This is a genomic window from Albidovulum salinarum (genome assembly GCF_025673475.1).
Classification (GTDB): domain Bacteria; phylum Pseudomonadota; class Alphaproteobacteria; order Rhodobacterales; family Rhodobacteraceae; genus Albidovulum; species Albidovulum salinarum.
This window is the reverse complement of record NZ_JAOVQO010000006.1, coordinates 147,754-160,717: the sequence shown is the minus strand read 5'-3', so window position 1 is coordinate 160,717 and position 12,964 is coordinate 147,754. Positions and strand designations below refer to the sequence as shown.

Below are 12,964 nucleotides of genomic sequence, written 5' to 3'. Positions count from 1 at the left end.
AGGGAACGCCCATGTCCAATGCCGCACTTGAGACCGCCATCGAAGCCGCCTGGGAGGCGCGCGACACGATCACGACCGCGACCGGGGGCGAAACCCGCGAGGCGATCGAGGCGACGCTGACCGCGCTCGACAGCGGCAAGCTCCGCGTCGCCGAGCGCCAGTCCGACGGCAACTGGCATGTGAACCAGTGGGCCAAGAAGGCGGTTCTGCTGTCGTTCCGGCTGAACGACATGGAGCCGATCTCCGGCGGCAACGGCGGCACCACCTGGTGGGACAAGGTGCCCTCGAAGTTCCACGGCTGGGGCGAGCATGAATGGCGCGCCGCGGGCTTCCGCGCGGTGCCGGGCTCGATCGTCCGCCGCTCGGCCTTCATCGGCAAGGGCGTGGTGCTGATGCCCTCCTTCGTCAACATCGGCGCCTATGTCGATGAGGGCTCGATGGTCGATGGCTGGGCCACCGTCGGCTCCTGCGCCCAGATCGGCAAGAACGTCCACCTTTCCGGCGGCGTCGGCATCGGCGGCGTGCTGGAGCCGATGCAGGCCGGCCCGACGATCATCGAGGACAACTGCTTCATCGGCGCCCGGTCGGAGGTCGTCGAGGGCTGTATCATCCGCGAGGGCTCGGTGCTCGGCATGGGCGTCTTCATCGGCAAGTCGACGAAGATCGTCGACCGCGAGACCGGCGATGTCTTCTACGGCGAGGTGCCGGCGGGGTCGGTCGTCGTCGCGGGTTCGATGCCTTCGAAGGGCGGCATCAACCTCTACTGTGCGGTGATCGTGAAGAAGGTCGACGCCCAGACCCGGGCCAAGACCTCGATCAACGATCTCCTGCGGGACTGAGGCCGGGCGCGGGAAGAAAATTCAGTAATTTTCTTCCCGAAGATCCTTGAAGGATTTTCGGTGGGCGCGGTTGGAGAGCAAAATGACCGAGAAGCCGAAACGACCCCAGCAGGTCTACACCCTCGTTGTCGAGGTCGGCCGAAAGTCCGGTGACGGCCTGCCCAAGGGCGCGAGTGGCGCGGCGCTGATGATCTATGCCTCGGGCGTCGACGAGGACGAGGCGGTGCGCGAGACGGTGGCGATCCTCAAGCAGGCCGACATGGCGCCGCTGGATGTCACCGGCTACGGCACCGCCGAAGAACGCGCGGCCCAGGGCCACGAGATCGAAGACGACGAGCGCGCGCTGATGGAGCGTGCGCTCGCCGAGAACTCGGTGATCGTGGCGCAGGTGACGCCGTTCTTCGACAAGGGCTGAGCCATCGCCCCGGGCTGGGCGGCGGATGCCTCCGGCGGGGATACTTCGGGCAAGATGAAAGAGCCGGGCGGGGTGGCGGATGCCTCTTGGCCTTTCGGCCCCGGGCGCTCATATAGGAGGCGACACGAGACAACGGGGGCAGACATGCTCGAATTCAGCCAGAAACAGGACGCTCCGGCGGCCGGCGACCTGATCCGCGACGTGACCGAGGCGGATTTCATGAAGGAAGTCATCGAGGCGAGCCGCGAGGTGCCGGTGATCGTCGACTTCTGGGCGCCCTGGTGCGGACCCTGCAAGACGCTCGGGCCGGCGCTCGAAGCCGCGGTGACCGCGGCCAAGGGCAAGGTTCGCATGGCCAAGGTCAATGTGGACGAGAACCAGATGATCGCGGCGCAGCTGCGTATCCAGTCGATCCCGACCGTCTACGCCTTCTGGGAGGGTAAGCCGGTGGACGGGTTTCAGGGCGCGGTCCAGGGCTCCGAGATCAAGGCCTTCGTCGACCGGCTCGCCGGGCTTGCCGGGGACGGCGGGCTCTCCGAGGCGCTCGACGCGGCCGAGCAGATGCTTGCCGAAGGGGTCGCGGTGGATGCCGCCGAGACCTTCGCCGCGATCCTCGGCGAGGAGCCGGAGAATGCCCGCGCCTATGGCGGGCTGGTGCGCGCCCATCTCGCCGCCGGCAGCAAGGATGAGGCCGAGGGGCTGCTCTCTGCGGTGCCGGCCGCGATCGCCAACGCGGCCGAGATCGAGGCCGCCCGCGCCCAGCTGGCGCTCGCCCGGCAGGCCGCCAATGCCGGCCCGGTCGCGGAGCTGCTCGACCGGGTGCTCTCGCATCCCGACGACCACGAGGCGCGGTTCGACCTCGCCCAGGCGCTCCATGCCGCCGGCAAGGTCGAGGGCGCGGTCGAGGAGCTGCTGGAGCTTTTCCGCCGTGACCGCGAGTGGAACGACGGCGCGGCCAAGACGCAGCTCTTCACCATCTTCGAGGCCTTGAAGCCGACCGATCCGATCGTGCTCAAGGGGCGCCGGAAACTCTCGTCGATGATCTTTGCCTGATGGCGTCAAGCCGCTAGGATCGGGTGCATGAAGCTCCATGGCGACCTGCCGGACAAGATCCCGCTCTTCCCGCTGCCGGGGGCGCTTCTCTTGCCCCGCGCCCGGCTGCCCCTGCAGATTTTCGAGCCGCGCTACCTCGCGATGCTCGAGGACACGCTGAAGACCCGCCACCGGCTGATCGGGATGATCCAGCCCCGTCCCGGCCCCGACGGCCAGCCGCTTCTGGCCGCGATCGGCTGCGCCGGGCGCGTCACCGGGTTTTCCGAGACCGATGACGGGCGCTACATGATCACGCTCACCGGCGTCTCGCGCTTCCGGCTGACGCGCGAGATCTCGGGCTTCGCGCCCTATCTCTCGGCCGAGGTGAGCTGGGATGGCTTTTCGCGCGACCGCGGGCCGGCCGAGCATGACGCGGGCTTCGACCGCGACGATTTCCTCGCGCTCCTGCGGCGCTTCTTCGAGGCCGAGCAGCTCTCGACCGACTGGGACAGCCTGAAAGATGCCGAGGACGAGCTCCTGATCAACTCGCTCTCGATGCTCTGCCCGTTCGAGCCCGAGGACAAGCAAGCGCTCCTCGAGGCGCCGTCGCTTGCGACCCGGCGCGAGACGCTGGTGACGCTGATGGAGTATGCGCTGCGCGGCGGCGGCGAGGAGATGATGCAATGAACGACGAGGTGAAGGTCGACCGGCGGATGCTGGAGGCGCTGGTCTGTCCGCTGACGCAGGCGCCGCTCTCCTACGATGCCGAGCGCCAGGAGCTGATCTCCAAGCGCGCCGGTCTCGCCTTTCCGATCCGCGGCGGCATCCCGATCATGCTGGTGAGCGAGGCGCGCAAGATCGGCTGAGGTGATGGCGCCGCCCGGGGGCGGCGCCGGGGTTTCAGGCGGCTGTGGCGCCGGGCGCGAGTGCGGCGTCGTCACGCAGCGGAAAGAGCAACTCATGGATATCCACATCCGGGGCGCCGACGACCCGGTAGGCGGAGGGGATCGTCCGGGCGAGTTCGGATTGACGGAACGCCGCCATCGCCTCGCGCGACGCCCAGATGTAGAACCCGCCGTAATGGTTGGGCTTGCCCAGCTTCAGGTAGAACTTCTGCACAAGCCCCTCGATGGCGCGGAACTGCGGCGCACGCTCCTCGGCGATCGCCATGACCTCGGCTTCCGTCAGCGTCGTTTCGAACTGCACGAACTGGATGAACATCGTCTCTCTCCCTGGTTTACGTGGGGGCGACCGGGCCGTTCCGGTCTTGAGAAAAACCTGCCATGCTCGGGGGCGACCGGGAATTCGCCAATCCCGAAAGCCCGGTTTGCAGGAATGGACAGGCCCCGGACGATGCCGAAGACCACCGACTTGCAGGCCACGCAGCGCGCGCTCGAATGGAGCGACCTCGCGATCATCCTCGCGATCTGCCGGGCGCAGAGCCTCTCCGGCGCCGCGCGGCTTCTCGGCAAGACCCACAGCACGGTCTTCCGCAACATCAACGCGATCGAGGAAAAGACCGGCGTGCGGTTCTTCGACCGCTTCGACCACGGCTACATGATGACCGATGCTGGCCGCACCGCGATGGACTATGCCGAGCGGATCGAGGGCGAGTTCCACGCGCTCGGGCTCGAGGTCTTCGGGCAGGACGCGCGGCTGAGCGGGCGGCTGCGGATCACCTGCCCCGAGGCCTTCGCCGAGGATCACGCGCCCGGCCTCGTCGCGCGCTTCCTCGCCCACCATCCCGACATCCAGATCGACGTGACCCCCGGCCACGGCGCCCTCGACCTCAACCGGCGCGAGGCCGAGATCGCGATCCGCGCCACCAGGGCCCCGCCCGAGACCAGCTTCGGCCGCAAGATCTGTGCCTTCCGCTTCGCGCTCTACGCGACCGAGAGCTACCTAGCGTCCGCGCCCGACCGCCCGCTCGCCGAGCATCCGTTCTGCCTGATCGAGGGTACCGCGCCCTGGCTCGTGCCGACGGTCTGGAAGACGAGGGAGGAGGGCGAGGACCGCGCGGTCTTCCAGTGCCGCGCCTCGCGCGCGGTCCAGAACGCCGCCGCCGAGGGGCTCGGGCTCACCTTCCTGCCCTGCTACGTCGGCGACGCCGACCCCCGGCTCCTGCGGATTTCGGACCCGATCCGCAACCTCGACATGGAGCTCTGGGTGCTGACCCACCCCGACCTGCGCAACGCCGCAAGGGTCCGGGCGATGATGGCGTTCCTCTACGAGGCGCTCGGTGCCGAGGCCGATCTCTGGGGCGGGTTGCGCGGCAAGACATCGGCCCGGAACTTCCTGCCGCGCGAAGCGACCTGACCGCCGGATCGAGCCGTCCGCGCAACCGGCGCCGCCGCAATGGGCCGCGAAATGGCTCCACGGTCGGCACGGTCCTGCCATCCCGATGCCGGGATTCGGGCGCATGGTTAACCGAGATGACAGTCTGAGGAGACTGGTGATGAAACTCGAAAGACAAGCGTCCCACCTTGCAGTTGTCAGCGGCCCCTTCGTTGCGCCGCTCTATCCCGGCGCGGAGAAAGCGCGTGACGAGGCCATCCGCGAACTGCAGGGTCTCTGGTCCGATACCGTCGATCTCGCAAAGCAGCCCGGCGTACTCCGCCGCCTCCACGCGCTGCTCAACGCCTGAGCCACCGGGACCGCCGTTTCCGGCCGCCGCCAGGCTCCGGCCCGGCGAGGGTGCCGCTCAGAGCCCTTCGAGGGGCATCGTGTAGGTCGTCGCCGAGCCCTCGACGCAGACCTCGCCCCCGGCGTCCAGCACCGATACCTTCAACTCGCAGATCGGCTTGTCGTCGCGCACCGACACGACCTCGACGCGCCCGGTGATGGTCTCGTTCACGCCGACCGCCTTCCTGAAATTCAGGTTGGTGTTGAGAAACACCGTGCCCGGCCCCGGCAGGTCCTCGGCGACGCAAGCATTGAGGATGCCGGTGATGACGCCACCCTGGACGATCAGCTTGCCGAAACGGGTCTTCCGGGCCAGCGCCTCGTCGTAATGGACCGGGTTGCGGTCGCCGGTCATGTCGGTGAAGGCGGCGATGTCCTCCATGCGGGTCGTGCGACACCGCGTCGCGACCTGCCCCGGGGCGGGCTTGCCCTTGATCACGCCCGTCCAGCCTGCAGCCGTGTCCGCCATTGCCGTCCTCCGCTTCTGCGCCCCGCTTCCGCCCAGCTTGCGGTCAAAGCCTCTGCCCGCGCAACAGCCGCGGCGGATCGCCCGCCAGCCCCGCCGCCTGGCGGATGAAGGCGCGGCGCAGGCCCGGCACGCTGCCGACGAGCCCCATGCCGACATCGCGGGCCGCGCGCAGCAGAGGATTGTCGTTCGAAAACAGCCGGTTTACCCCGTCCATGCCAAGCGCCAGCGCGGTCGAATCGAAGCGCCGCCAGCTCTGGTAGCGGTCGAGCACGTCGCTCGCGCCGATATCTTCGCCGCGGCGATGGGCGTCGACCAGCACCTCCGCCAGTGCGCCGACGTCGCGGAACCCAAGGTTGAGTCCTTGACCGGCGATCGGATGGACCCCGTGCGCCGCATCGCCGACGAGCGCCAGCCGCGGCGCGGTGTAGCTCGTCGCGAGCGTGAGGTTCAGCGGATAGGTGAAGCGCCCGCCCGCCAGCTCGATCTCGCCGAGGAAGTCGCCGAAGCGCGGCCGCAGCACCTCGAGGAAGTCGGCGTCGTTCAGCTCGGCGATGGCGCGGGCGGCGGCGTCGGTCTCGCTCCAGACGATCGAAGAGCGGTTGCCCTTCAGCGGCAGGATCGCCAGCGGTCCCGAGGGCATGAAGAACTGCTGCGCGATGCCGCCATGCGGGCGCTCATGCGCCACCGCGCAGACGATTGCGGTCTGGCCGTAGCCCCAGCCGGTGCGGCTGATCCCGGCCCGGACGGCGGTGCCCGAGGCGCGCCCGTCGCAGCCCGCGAGCACCCGCGCGTTCAGCGTCCGGCCGTCCGAGAGCGTGACCGTGACGCCCGCCGCGCCCGGCTCCTGCGCGGTCACCGTGGTGGCGGGCAGATGGGTGAGGTTCGCCTCCGCCTCCATCGCGGCGAGGAAGGCGGCATAGAGGTGCCGGTCCTCGAGCATGAAGCCCATCGGGCCTTCCTCGATCTCGGCCGCCTCGAAATGCAGGAAGAACGGCGCGGGGCCCTCGCCGGGCCGCCCGTCGCTCGCCTTGATCTCCAGGATCGGCTGGGCCGCGGCCGCGACCCGGTCCCAGACGCCGGTCGCCGCCAGAAGCCGCTTCGAGGCGATGGCGAGCGCATAGGCGCGGCCGTCGAAATTGCTCTCGGCCCGCGCCCGTGCCGGCTGGGCGTCGATCACCGCGACCGTCAGCCCCGCCTGCGCCAGCGCAAGCCCAAGGGCCGGGCCGTTCAGCCCGCCGCCGGTAATGATCACGTCCGCATCGTAGGTCATCGCTCAACTATCCGCTCCGGCGCGGGATTGTCCATGCGTCACATTCCCGGCCCCGGCGGCGCCGGGATCCGCCGTGAGGCTCTCGGCGCGAAATGCCGTCGGGGTCCTGCCGGTCCAGTGCCGGAACGCCCGGTCGAGCGCCGGCAGGCTGGAAAACCCGACCCGCTGCGCGATGTCGGCAAACGGGGTCCGGGTTTCCGACACGAGCTTAACCGCGACGCTCCGCCGCTCCTCGTCCTTGATCTGGCGATACGAGGTGCCCTTGGCCGCGAGCTCATGGACCACCTCGCGGCGAAGGAGGCGGCCGAGGCGGCGGCGGCGGAGGACAGGACGAAACGGGCGCGCAACGCCGGGCTGAAGCGGCTCAAGGAGTCGCGGATGGGGAAGTAGGGTGCCGCCCCGCCCGCGCGGGTCGTAGGTGAACTTTTCTGGACAAGGAAGTGGCTCAACCCAAGATTGCTTAGTTTGCCGACTTGACAATCGGAGAAGAATACGACGTGATCGGGTTCAAATTTTCCGATGCAGAAAATCACATGTCCATCTATCCTCCGCCCCCCGAAAACAAGAGTGCCGTTCGTCGCGCGGGCGTTGCTATCGCAAATGGCAACGCCGCACCTGCAGACTACGAGATTGTGGACCAATGGCGCGCGTCACATGGATATGTGATCAATACATTTCAAACATGGATCAAAAGACATATAAACAAGCGAGAACACGAAGTTGAATTTGCGCAGCGTCTAAAACGCCGAAACACGGTAATAGATAAGTTAAGAAGAAAAAATGCGGCTGGAGACCTATTAATTGCAGACGTTTCTGCAATGCATGACTTTGCCGGCTGTCGCATGATCTTTTCAACATTAGAGGAGCTTACAGATTTTAGAGAATATATGCATTCGGGGGCTGTATCAAAAAACGTTAAACACGAACTGCGTTATGATAAATCAAAATACGACTACATCGAAAAACCTAAGTTTACGGGATATCGTGGAATTCACGATGTGTATCGCCATCTTCCGCGGGGTAGTGAGCGCCGGGAAAACAGAAAGCCATGGGACGGACTTTTAGTGGAGGTACAGTACAGAACACGTGCGCAGCATGCATGGGCAACTGCGGTCGAAATCTCGGATCTCCTCGATGGCGAGAGGACAAAGTTTGAGATGGATCAGACCAAGAGGGGTCGGTTTTTCTCCATTGCTAGTGAGGTAATCGCTCGCAAGCACGAGAACCTGGTGAAAGCATTTCAAAACCTCTCGACGGCGGAATTACAACAGGAACTTCAAAGCTTAGAAACGGAATTGGGGATACTACAGAGGCTTTCTGTATTGAAGCAATTTGAGGACGAGGAGAAACTGCAAAAACATAATGTTTTGAACATTTTCAAACGAGAAGATGGAACACCCGACCTGGAAGTTATCCCCTTTAGAAACGCAGCAGAAGCCATCAACAAAGCAACTGAATTGGAAAATTCCGGCCTCAGCCTGAACGCTGTTTACGTTCGTGCAGATAAGCCAAAGCAGTTAAGATCCGCTTATCGAAACTATTTCAATGACCCTATTGATTTCGTCGAAATATTACAGCAAGAGGCAGAGGTTGCCGTCGCGAGTCCCTAACACATCGAAAGGCACGCACTTATAGATCCGGACCTGCAAGAAAGAGTTGGGACCAGCTGTTAATTTGGGTATTACTTCATTAACGCCCGGCGTCTTCGTTTGTACTCTATTCGGGCATCGGGAAAGCATGCCGATTCAAAGCCGGCGAGTTAGCCTCATCTAGCCTTTGATTGCAGTGCGCGGCTAATGTCCGCCAGTGTGCCCAAGGCGACCCCGAAAAGCACCGCGTAGATGCCCTGATTGATCACCTGTCCGGTGGTCTTGTTGCCGATGTAGCCGGACAAGTCGGCACCCTCGCCCATCCCAAAGGCAAGGCCAAACCCCATTCCGAGCCGCAACAGGCCGAAGGCGACGGCCAGAGTTGCGACAATTCTGCATGCCTTGGTGAACGTCATCTACCACTCCAATAAGAGCAAACTGTGCGGAGCCATACCCTACTGCTCCGGCACCAGAATCTCGCGCTTGCCGACATGGTTGGCGGGGGAGACGAGGCCCTCCTCCTCCATCTGCTCGACGAGCCGCGCGGCCTTGTTGTAGCCGATGCCGAGCTTGCGCTGGATGTAGGAGGTGGACACTTTCCGGTCGCGCAGCACGACCTGCACCGCCTGATCGTAAAGCGCGTCCTCGCCGTCGGTGTTGCCGCCGAGCCCCAGGACGAGGTCGATGTCGGCCTCCTTCTCGTCGTCGGGGCCCTCGACCACGCCGGACATGTACTCGGGCGGGCCAAAGCTCTTCAGGTGGTTGACGATCTCCTCGACCTCTTCATCCGACACGAAGGGCCCGTGGATGCGGGTGATGCGGCTGCCGCCGGCCATGTAGAGCATGTCGCCCATGCCGAGGAGCTGTTCGGCGCCCATCTCGCCCAGAATGGTGCGGCTGTCGATCTTGGAGGTGACCTGGAAGGAGATCCGGGTCGGGAAGTTGGCCTTGATCGTGCCGGTGATGACGTCGACGGAGGGCCGCTGGGTCGCCATGATCAGGTGGATTCCGCTGGCGCGGGCCATCTGGGCGAGGCGCTGGATGCAGGCCTCGATCTCTTTCCCCGCGACCATCATCAGGTCGGCCATCTCGTCGACGATGACGACGATGTAGGGCAGCGCCTCGGGCATCAGCTCCTCGGTCTCGAAGACCGGGTCGCCGGTCTCCTCGTCGAAGCCGGTCTGGACGGTGCGCTTGAACATCTCGCCCTTGGCGAGCGCCTCGCGGACGCGGCCGTTGTAGCCCTCGATGTTGCGCACGCCCATCTTCGACATCTTGCGGTAGCGCTCCTCCATCTCGCCGACGGTCCATTTCAGCGCGACGACGGCCTTCTTGGGGTCGGTGACGACGGGGGAGAGGAGATGGGGAATGCCGTCGTAGACGGAGAGCTCCAGCATCTTGGGGTCGATCATGATGAGCCGGCATTCCTCGGGCGTGAGCTTGTAGAGGAGCGAGAGGATCATCGTGTTGATGGCGACGGACTTGCCCGAGCCGGTGGTGCCGGCGATGAGAAGGTGGGGCATCTTGGCGAGGTTGGCGACGATGGGCTCGCCGGCGATGTCCTTGCCCAGGGCGAGGGGGAGGCGGAGGCCCGAGTCGCCGAAGTCGCGGGCGGAGAGGATCTCGCGCAGGACCACCTTCTCGCGGAAGGCGTTGGGGAGTTCGATGCCGATGACGGTGCGGCCGGGGACGGTGGAGACGCGGGCGGAAAGCGCGGACATCGAGCGGGCGATGTCGTCGGCGAGGCCGATGACGCGGGAGGCCTTGAGGCCGGGGGCGGGTTCGAGCTCGTACATGGTGACGACGGGGCCGGGGCGGACGGAGACGATCTCGCCCTTGACGCCGTAGTCGTCGAGGACGCTTTCGAGCATGCGGGCGTTCTCCTGCAGCGCCTCGTCGGAGAGCGGGCGGCGCTGGACCGAGGTGGGGGAGGCCAGGAGCGAGAGCGGCGGGGTCTCGTAGGTCGGGGCGGTGTCGTCGAAGCGCAGGCGCGGCTGGGCCTCGGCCAGGGCCTGGCGCGAGGGGGCGGGGGGTTTCTGGGCGCCGTGCTGGACGATCGGGCGCGGGGCGGTGGGTTCTAGGGCGAAGGTGTCGTCGCGCTCGGCGGGGCCGGGGCGGTCCTCGGTGTCGAAGAGCGGCTCGGCGGTGAGCGGCGGGGCGGCGTCGAAGCTGTCCTCGTCGTCGAGGCCGGCGACCGGGGCGGGCTCGGGCGCGGCGCGGCGGGGCTGCGGCATGTAGCGCGGCGCGCCGGTGAGCGGCGGCTCGACCCGCTGGCGCGGCTCGCCGTCGGCGACATGGACGGTGCGGGTGCGCACCGCGTCGGCGATGCGGGCGCGGATGCGGTCGGGGCTCGGCGCCTCGGCGCTCCAGCCGCCCTGTGTCGGATAGGATTCGATCAGCTCCGGCTCGGGCTCGTACTCGGGCTCGGCGCCGCGGCGGGCGAGGCCGGTCACGCGGGCAAGGAAGCCGCGCTTCTCGCGCGGGGCCGGGGCCGCCGGGCCGGGGGCGGCGAAGCGCGGCTCGGCGCGGAGCACGTCGGCGCGGGGCGCCTCGGCAGTACGGGCGCGGCGGACCGGGGCGACGGCGATCTCCTCGTCCTCCTCCTCGTCCTCCGGGGCGTAGCGGGAGGCGCGTTCCACGGCCGCTTCGCGGCGGGCGCGGGACTTGTCCTGCAGCGCCTGGGCGCCGCGCACCGAGGCGACCGCGCCGCGGCCGGCGGCGCGCATCAGCAAATCGTAGCCGACGATGGTGCCGACGAGCAGGAACCGGGCGATCCCGGCGAGCTCGCGCAGGTCGAACCCCAGGACGAAGAGCGCCATCGCGAGCGCGCCGCCAGCGACGAGGAGGGACATCACCTTGAGTCCGAAGGCGGCGCTGACCGGCGCGACGCCGAGGATCGCGCCGAGCACGGTGTCGCCGAAAAGCCCGCCGAGCCCGAAGCTGTGCGCCCAGCCCTCGCCCGCGACATGGGTCGAGGCATAGACCGCCATCAGCGCCACCGCGATCGGTGCGAAGATCACGCGGGACAATGCGCGTTCCTCGCCGCGATGGAAGACGAAGCGCAGACCCCAGGCGGCGAAGACCAGAGCGATGCCCCAGGAACCGTAGCCGGCAATGACGAAGAGCGGCGAGGCGATCGAGGCGCCGAACGTGCCGAGCAGGTTCTGGGCGGGCGAGTCGGTGGCGGCGAGCCAGCTCGGGTCGTCGGGCGAGTAGCTCGCGAGCATCATCGCCGTCATCACCGCCATGACCAGAAGCGCCAGCCCCAGAAGTTCCTTGCCGCGCCGTTCGAGCGCAGCCTGCAGGTTCTGATCCAGAAGCGGATCGCGCTGTCTTGCCTGGTACGATGCCATAGCCCTCGTCCTCAACCGTAGAGGCAGTCGCGGAGCATCTCGAGCCCGCGCCGCATTTCTTCTTTTGGGGCCACCATCGCAACGCGAATGTAACCCTTCCCCGGATTCAAGCCCGCAACGTCGCGGGCGAGATAGGCGCCCGGGAGCACCCTAACCCCCGTCTCGCGCCAGAGTTTCAGTGCCGCTTCCTCGCCGTCCTCGACCGGCAGCCAGAGGAAGAAGCCGCCGTCCGGTCCCTTGTAGCCCTGAACCTTGGCAAAGATGCGGTCGGCAATGCGGAACTTTTCCTGATAGAGCGCCCGGTTCGCCTCGACATGGGCCTCGTCGGACCACGCCTTTTCCGAGACGTGCTGGATTGGTAGCGGCAGCGGCGCGCCGCCGTAGTTCCGGAGCTGGCGGAAGCGGGTGATCGCCTCGGGCCCGCCGGCGACGAAGCCCGAGCGCAGGCCCGGCAGGTTCGAGCGTTTCGACAGCGAATGGAAGACCGCGACCCGCTCGGGATCGGCGCCGATCTCGTCGGCGACCTGGAGCGCGCCGACCGGCGGCTGATCGCGCCAGATCTCGGAATAGCATTCGTCGGCGAGCAGGATGAAATCGTGCTTTTCCGCGAGTGCCAGAACCTCGGCGATGTAGTCGCGCGAGGCGATGGAGCCTTGCGGGTTCGCGGGCGAGCAGAGATAGGCGAGCGCGGTGCGGTCGAGGATGTCGGCCGGAAGCGCGGTGTAGTCGGGCAGAAAGCCGGTGGCCGCGCCGGCCGGGACGAAGACGGGCTCGGCGCCGACCGACAGCGCGGCGGCGGCATAGGGCTGGTAGAACGGGTTCGGCATCAGCACCACGGGCTGGCGGCCGTTCTTGACCTCGGGGCAGAGGGCCATGCAGGCGTCGAAGAGCCCCTCGCGGGTGCCGTTCAGGACCATGAGCCGCTCGGGCGAGAGATCGGCGCCGTAGCGCAGCCGGAGCCAGCCGGCGATTGCGGCGAGAAGGCCCGGCGCGCCCTCGTTCGGGGGATACTTGCCGAACTCGGAGAGATGCTTCTCAAGGATCGGGCCGACGAAGTCCGGCATCGGGTGGCGCGGCTCGCCGATGGTCATGGCAATGGGCTCGCCACCGGGTTTGTGGTGGTCGAGCAACTTCCGCAAGCGCGGGAACGCGTAATCTGGCAGGTTCGAAAACCGCTCGGGAAACGCCATACTGCCTCAATCTATAGGGTCGTTGCGCCCCATTTTGGATTCAGATTAGCCGCAGCCACCGCCGCGGTCCAGAAAAAGCAGCGATTTTCGCGGCCCGGTGGAGGGGGAATGTGGCATTTCCGTCC

General features: G+C 66.7%; 15 protein-coding genes. 8 read left to right on the top strand and 7 right to left on the bottom strand.

The features are described from left to right. The first annotated feature begins 11 nt into the window (after positions 1-11). The 5 genes from dapD to OEZ60_RS08130 all read left to right on the top strand — a co-directional run bounded on the left by dapD (position 12) and on the right by OEZ60_RS08130 (position 3,152). Positions 12-839: a 2,3,4,5-tetrahydropyridine-2,6-dicarboxylate N-succinyltransferase gene (gene dapD / locus OEZ60_RS08150; protein ID WP_263334918.1), complete on the top strand. Its 828-nt coding sequence runs from the start codon at positions 12-14 to the stop codon at positions 837-839. A gap of 82 nt (positions 840-921) precedes the next feature. Next, entirely contained in the window at positions 922-1,254 is a 333-nt protein-coding gene (locus OEZ60_RS08145) for a hypothetical protein (RefSeq protein WP_263334916.1), read from the top strand. Between the two features lie 144 nt (positions 1,255-1,398). After that, positions 1,399-2,307, top strand: a complete 909-nt coding sequence (gene trxA, locus OEZ60_RS08140) for a thioredoxin (RefSeq protein ID WP_263334915.1) — start codon at positions 1,399-1,401, stop codon at positions 2,305-2,307. A 27-nt stretch (positions 2,308-2,334) separates the two neighbouring features. Next, positions 2,335-2,973 (top strand): LON peptidase substrate-binding domain-containing protein, encoded by a 639-nt coding sequence (locus tag OEZ60_RS08135; RefSeq protein ID WP_263334913.1) that lies wholly within the window; start codon positions 2,335-2,337, stop codon positions 2,971-2,973. Continuing rightward, positions 2,970-3,152, top strand: a complete 183-nt coding sequence (locus tag OEZ60_RS08130; protein WP_263334911.1) for a Trm112 family protein — start codon at positions 2,970-2,972, stop codon at positions 3,150-3,152. The genes OEZ60_RS08135 and OEZ60_RS08130 overlap by 4 nt, the downstream gene beginning before the upstream one ends. 34 nt (positions 3,153-3,186) lie before the next feature. Here the strand turns inward: OEZ60_RS08130 and OEZ60_RS08125 are convergent, their stop codons facing one another. Next, complete coding sequence (locus tag OEZ60_RS08125) at positions 3,187-3,507, bottom strand: hypothetical protein (protein WP_263334909.1); 321 nt, start codon at positions 3,505-3,507, stop codon at positions 3,187-3,189. A gap of 132 nt (positions 3,508-3,639) precedes the next feature. On the opposite strand from OEZ60_RS08125, the gene OEZ60_RS08120 reads away from it, so the two are divergent. Further along, positions 3,640-4,602 carry a LysR family transcriptional regulator gene (locus OEZ60_RS08120; RefSeq protein WP_263334908.1) on the top strand — a complete coding sequence of 321 codons (963 nt, stop codon included), beginning with the start codon at positions 3,640-3,642 and terminating at the stop codon, positions 4,600-4,602. 139 nt (positions 4,603-4,741) lie between these two features. Continuing rightward, positions 4,742-4,930, top strand: coding sequence for a hypothetical protein (locus OEZ60_RS08115; RefSeq protein ID WP_263334905.1), 189 nt, complete (start codon positions 4,742-4,744; stop codon positions 4,928-4,930). Positions 4,931-4,987: 57 nt separating this feature from the next. On the opposite strand, the gene OEZ60_RS08110 is transcribed toward OEZ60_RS08115, so the two are convergent. From OEZ60_RS08110 to OEZ60_RS08100, 3 genes are read right to left on the bottom strand one after another with little or no spacing between them, the layout of a single operon-like run. Next, a complete protein-coding gene (locus OEZ60_RS08110) occupies positions 4,988-5,437 on the bottom strand; it encodes a MaoC family dehydratase (protein WP_263334902.1) in 450 nt (149 codons plus the stop codon). Between the two features lie 43 nt (positions 5,438-5,480). Then, entirely contained in the window at positions 5,481-6,707 is a 1,227-nt protein-coding gene (locus tag OEZ60_RS08105; RefSeq protein WP_263334900.1) for an FAD-dependent monooxygenase, read from the bottom strand. A 3-nt stretch (positions 6,708-6,710) separates the two neighbouring features. Further along, positions 6,711-6,992: a helix-turn-helix domain-containing protein gene (locus tag OEZ60_RS08100; RefSeq protein WP_263334899.1), complete on the bottom strand. Its 282-nt coding sequence runs from the start codon at positions 6,990-6,992 to the stop codon at positions 6,711-6,713. Positions 6,993-7,204: 212 nt separating this feature from the next. Here OEZ60_RS08100 and OEZ60_RS08095 point away from each other — a divergent pair, with 212 nt between their 5' ends. Beyond that, positions 7,205-8,317, top strand: coding sequence for a RelA/SpoT domain-containing protein (locus OEZ60_RS08095; protein WP_263334897.1), 1,113 nt, complete (start codon positions 7,205-7,207; stop codon positions 8,315-8,317). Positions 8,318-8,472: 155 nt separating this feature from the next. Here the strand turns inward: OEZ60_RS08095 and OEZ60_RS08090 are convergent, their stop codons facing one another. The 3 genes from OEZ60_RS08090 to OEZ60_RS08080 are packed head-to-tail and all read right to left on the bottom strand — an operon-like array spanning position 8,473 to position 12,839. Then, the gene (locus OEZ60_RS08090) at positions 8,473-8,712 is read right to left on the bottom strand and encodes a hypothetical protein (protein ID WP_263334895.1); all 240 of its coding nucleotides are present in this window, start codon (positions 8,710-8,712) and stop codon (positions 8,473-8,475) included. 39 nt (positions 8,713-8,751) lie between these two features. Then, entirely contained in the window at positions 8,752-11,649 is a 2,898-nt protein-coding gene (locus tag OEZ60_RS08085; protein WP_263334893.1) for a DNA translocase FtsK, read from the bottom strand. 11 nt (positions 11,650-11,660) lie between these two features. Further along, the gene (locus tag OEZ60_RS08080; RefSeq protein WP_263334891.1) at positions 11,661-12,839 is read right to left on the bottom strand and encodes an aminotransferase class I/II-fold pyridoxal phosphate-dependent enzyme; all 1,179 of its coding nucleotides are present in this window, start codon (positions 12,837-12,839) and stop codon (positions 11,661-11,663) included. Between the last annotated feature and the right edge of the window lie 125 nt (positions 12,840-12,964).

Excerpts from the sequence above, each read along its gene's own strand:
- dapD (WP_263334918.1), top strand. The coding sequence starts at position 12 with ATGTCCAATGCCGCACTTGAGACCGCCATCGAAGCCGCCTGGGAGGCG.
- OEZ60_RS08145 (WP_263334916.1), top strand. The coding sequence starts at position 922 with ATGACCGAGAAGCCGAAACGACCCCAGCAGGTCTACACCCTCGTTGTC.
- trxA (WP_263334915.1), top strand. The coding sequence starts at position 1,399 with ATGCTCGAATTCAGCCAGAAACAGGACGCTCCGGCGGCCGGCGACCTG.
- OEZ60_RS08135 (WP_263334913.1), top strand. The coding sequence starts at position 2,335 with ATGAAGCTCCATGGCGACCTGCCGGACAAGATCCCGCTCTTCCCGCTG.
- OEZ60_RS08130 (WP_263334911.1), top strand. The coding sequence starts at position 2,970 with ATGAACGACGAGGTGAAGGTCGACCGGCGGATGCTGGAGGCGCTGGTC.
- OEZ60_RS08125 (WP_263334909.1), bottom strand. The coding sequence starts at position 3,507 with ATGTTCATCCAGTTCGTGCAGTTCGAAACGACGCTGACGGAAGCCGAG.
- OEZ60_RS08120 (WP_263334908.1), top strand. The coding sequence starts at position 3,640 with ATGCCGAAGACCACCGACTTGCAGGCCACGCAGCGCGCGCTCGAATGG.
- OEZ60_RS08115 (WP_263334905.1), top strand. The coding sequence starts at position 4,742 with ATGAAACTCGAAAGACAAGCGTCCCACCTTGCAGTTGTCAGCGGCCCC.
- OEZ60_RS08110 (WP_263334902.1), bottom strand. The coding sequence starts at position 5,437 with ATGGCGGACACGGCTGCAGGCTGGACGGGCGTGATCAAGGGCAAGCCC.
- OEZ60_RS08105 (WP_263334900.1), bottom strand. The coding sequence starts at position 6,707 with ATGACCTACGATGCGGACGTGATCATTACCGGCGGCGGGCTGAACGGC.
- OEZ60_RS08090 (WP_263334895.1), bottom strand. The coding sequence starts at position 8,712 with ATGACGTTCACCAAGGCATGCAGAATTGTCGCAACTCTGGCCGTCGCC.
- OEZ60_RS08085 (WP_263334893.1), bottom strand. The coding sequence starts at position 11,649 with ATGGCATCGTACCAGGCAAGACAGCGCGATCCGCTTCTGGATCAGAAC.
- OEZ60_RS08080 (WP_263334891.1), bottom strand. The coding sequence starts at position 12,839 with ATGGCGTTTCCCGAGCGGTTTTCGAACCTGCCAGATTACGCGTTCCCG.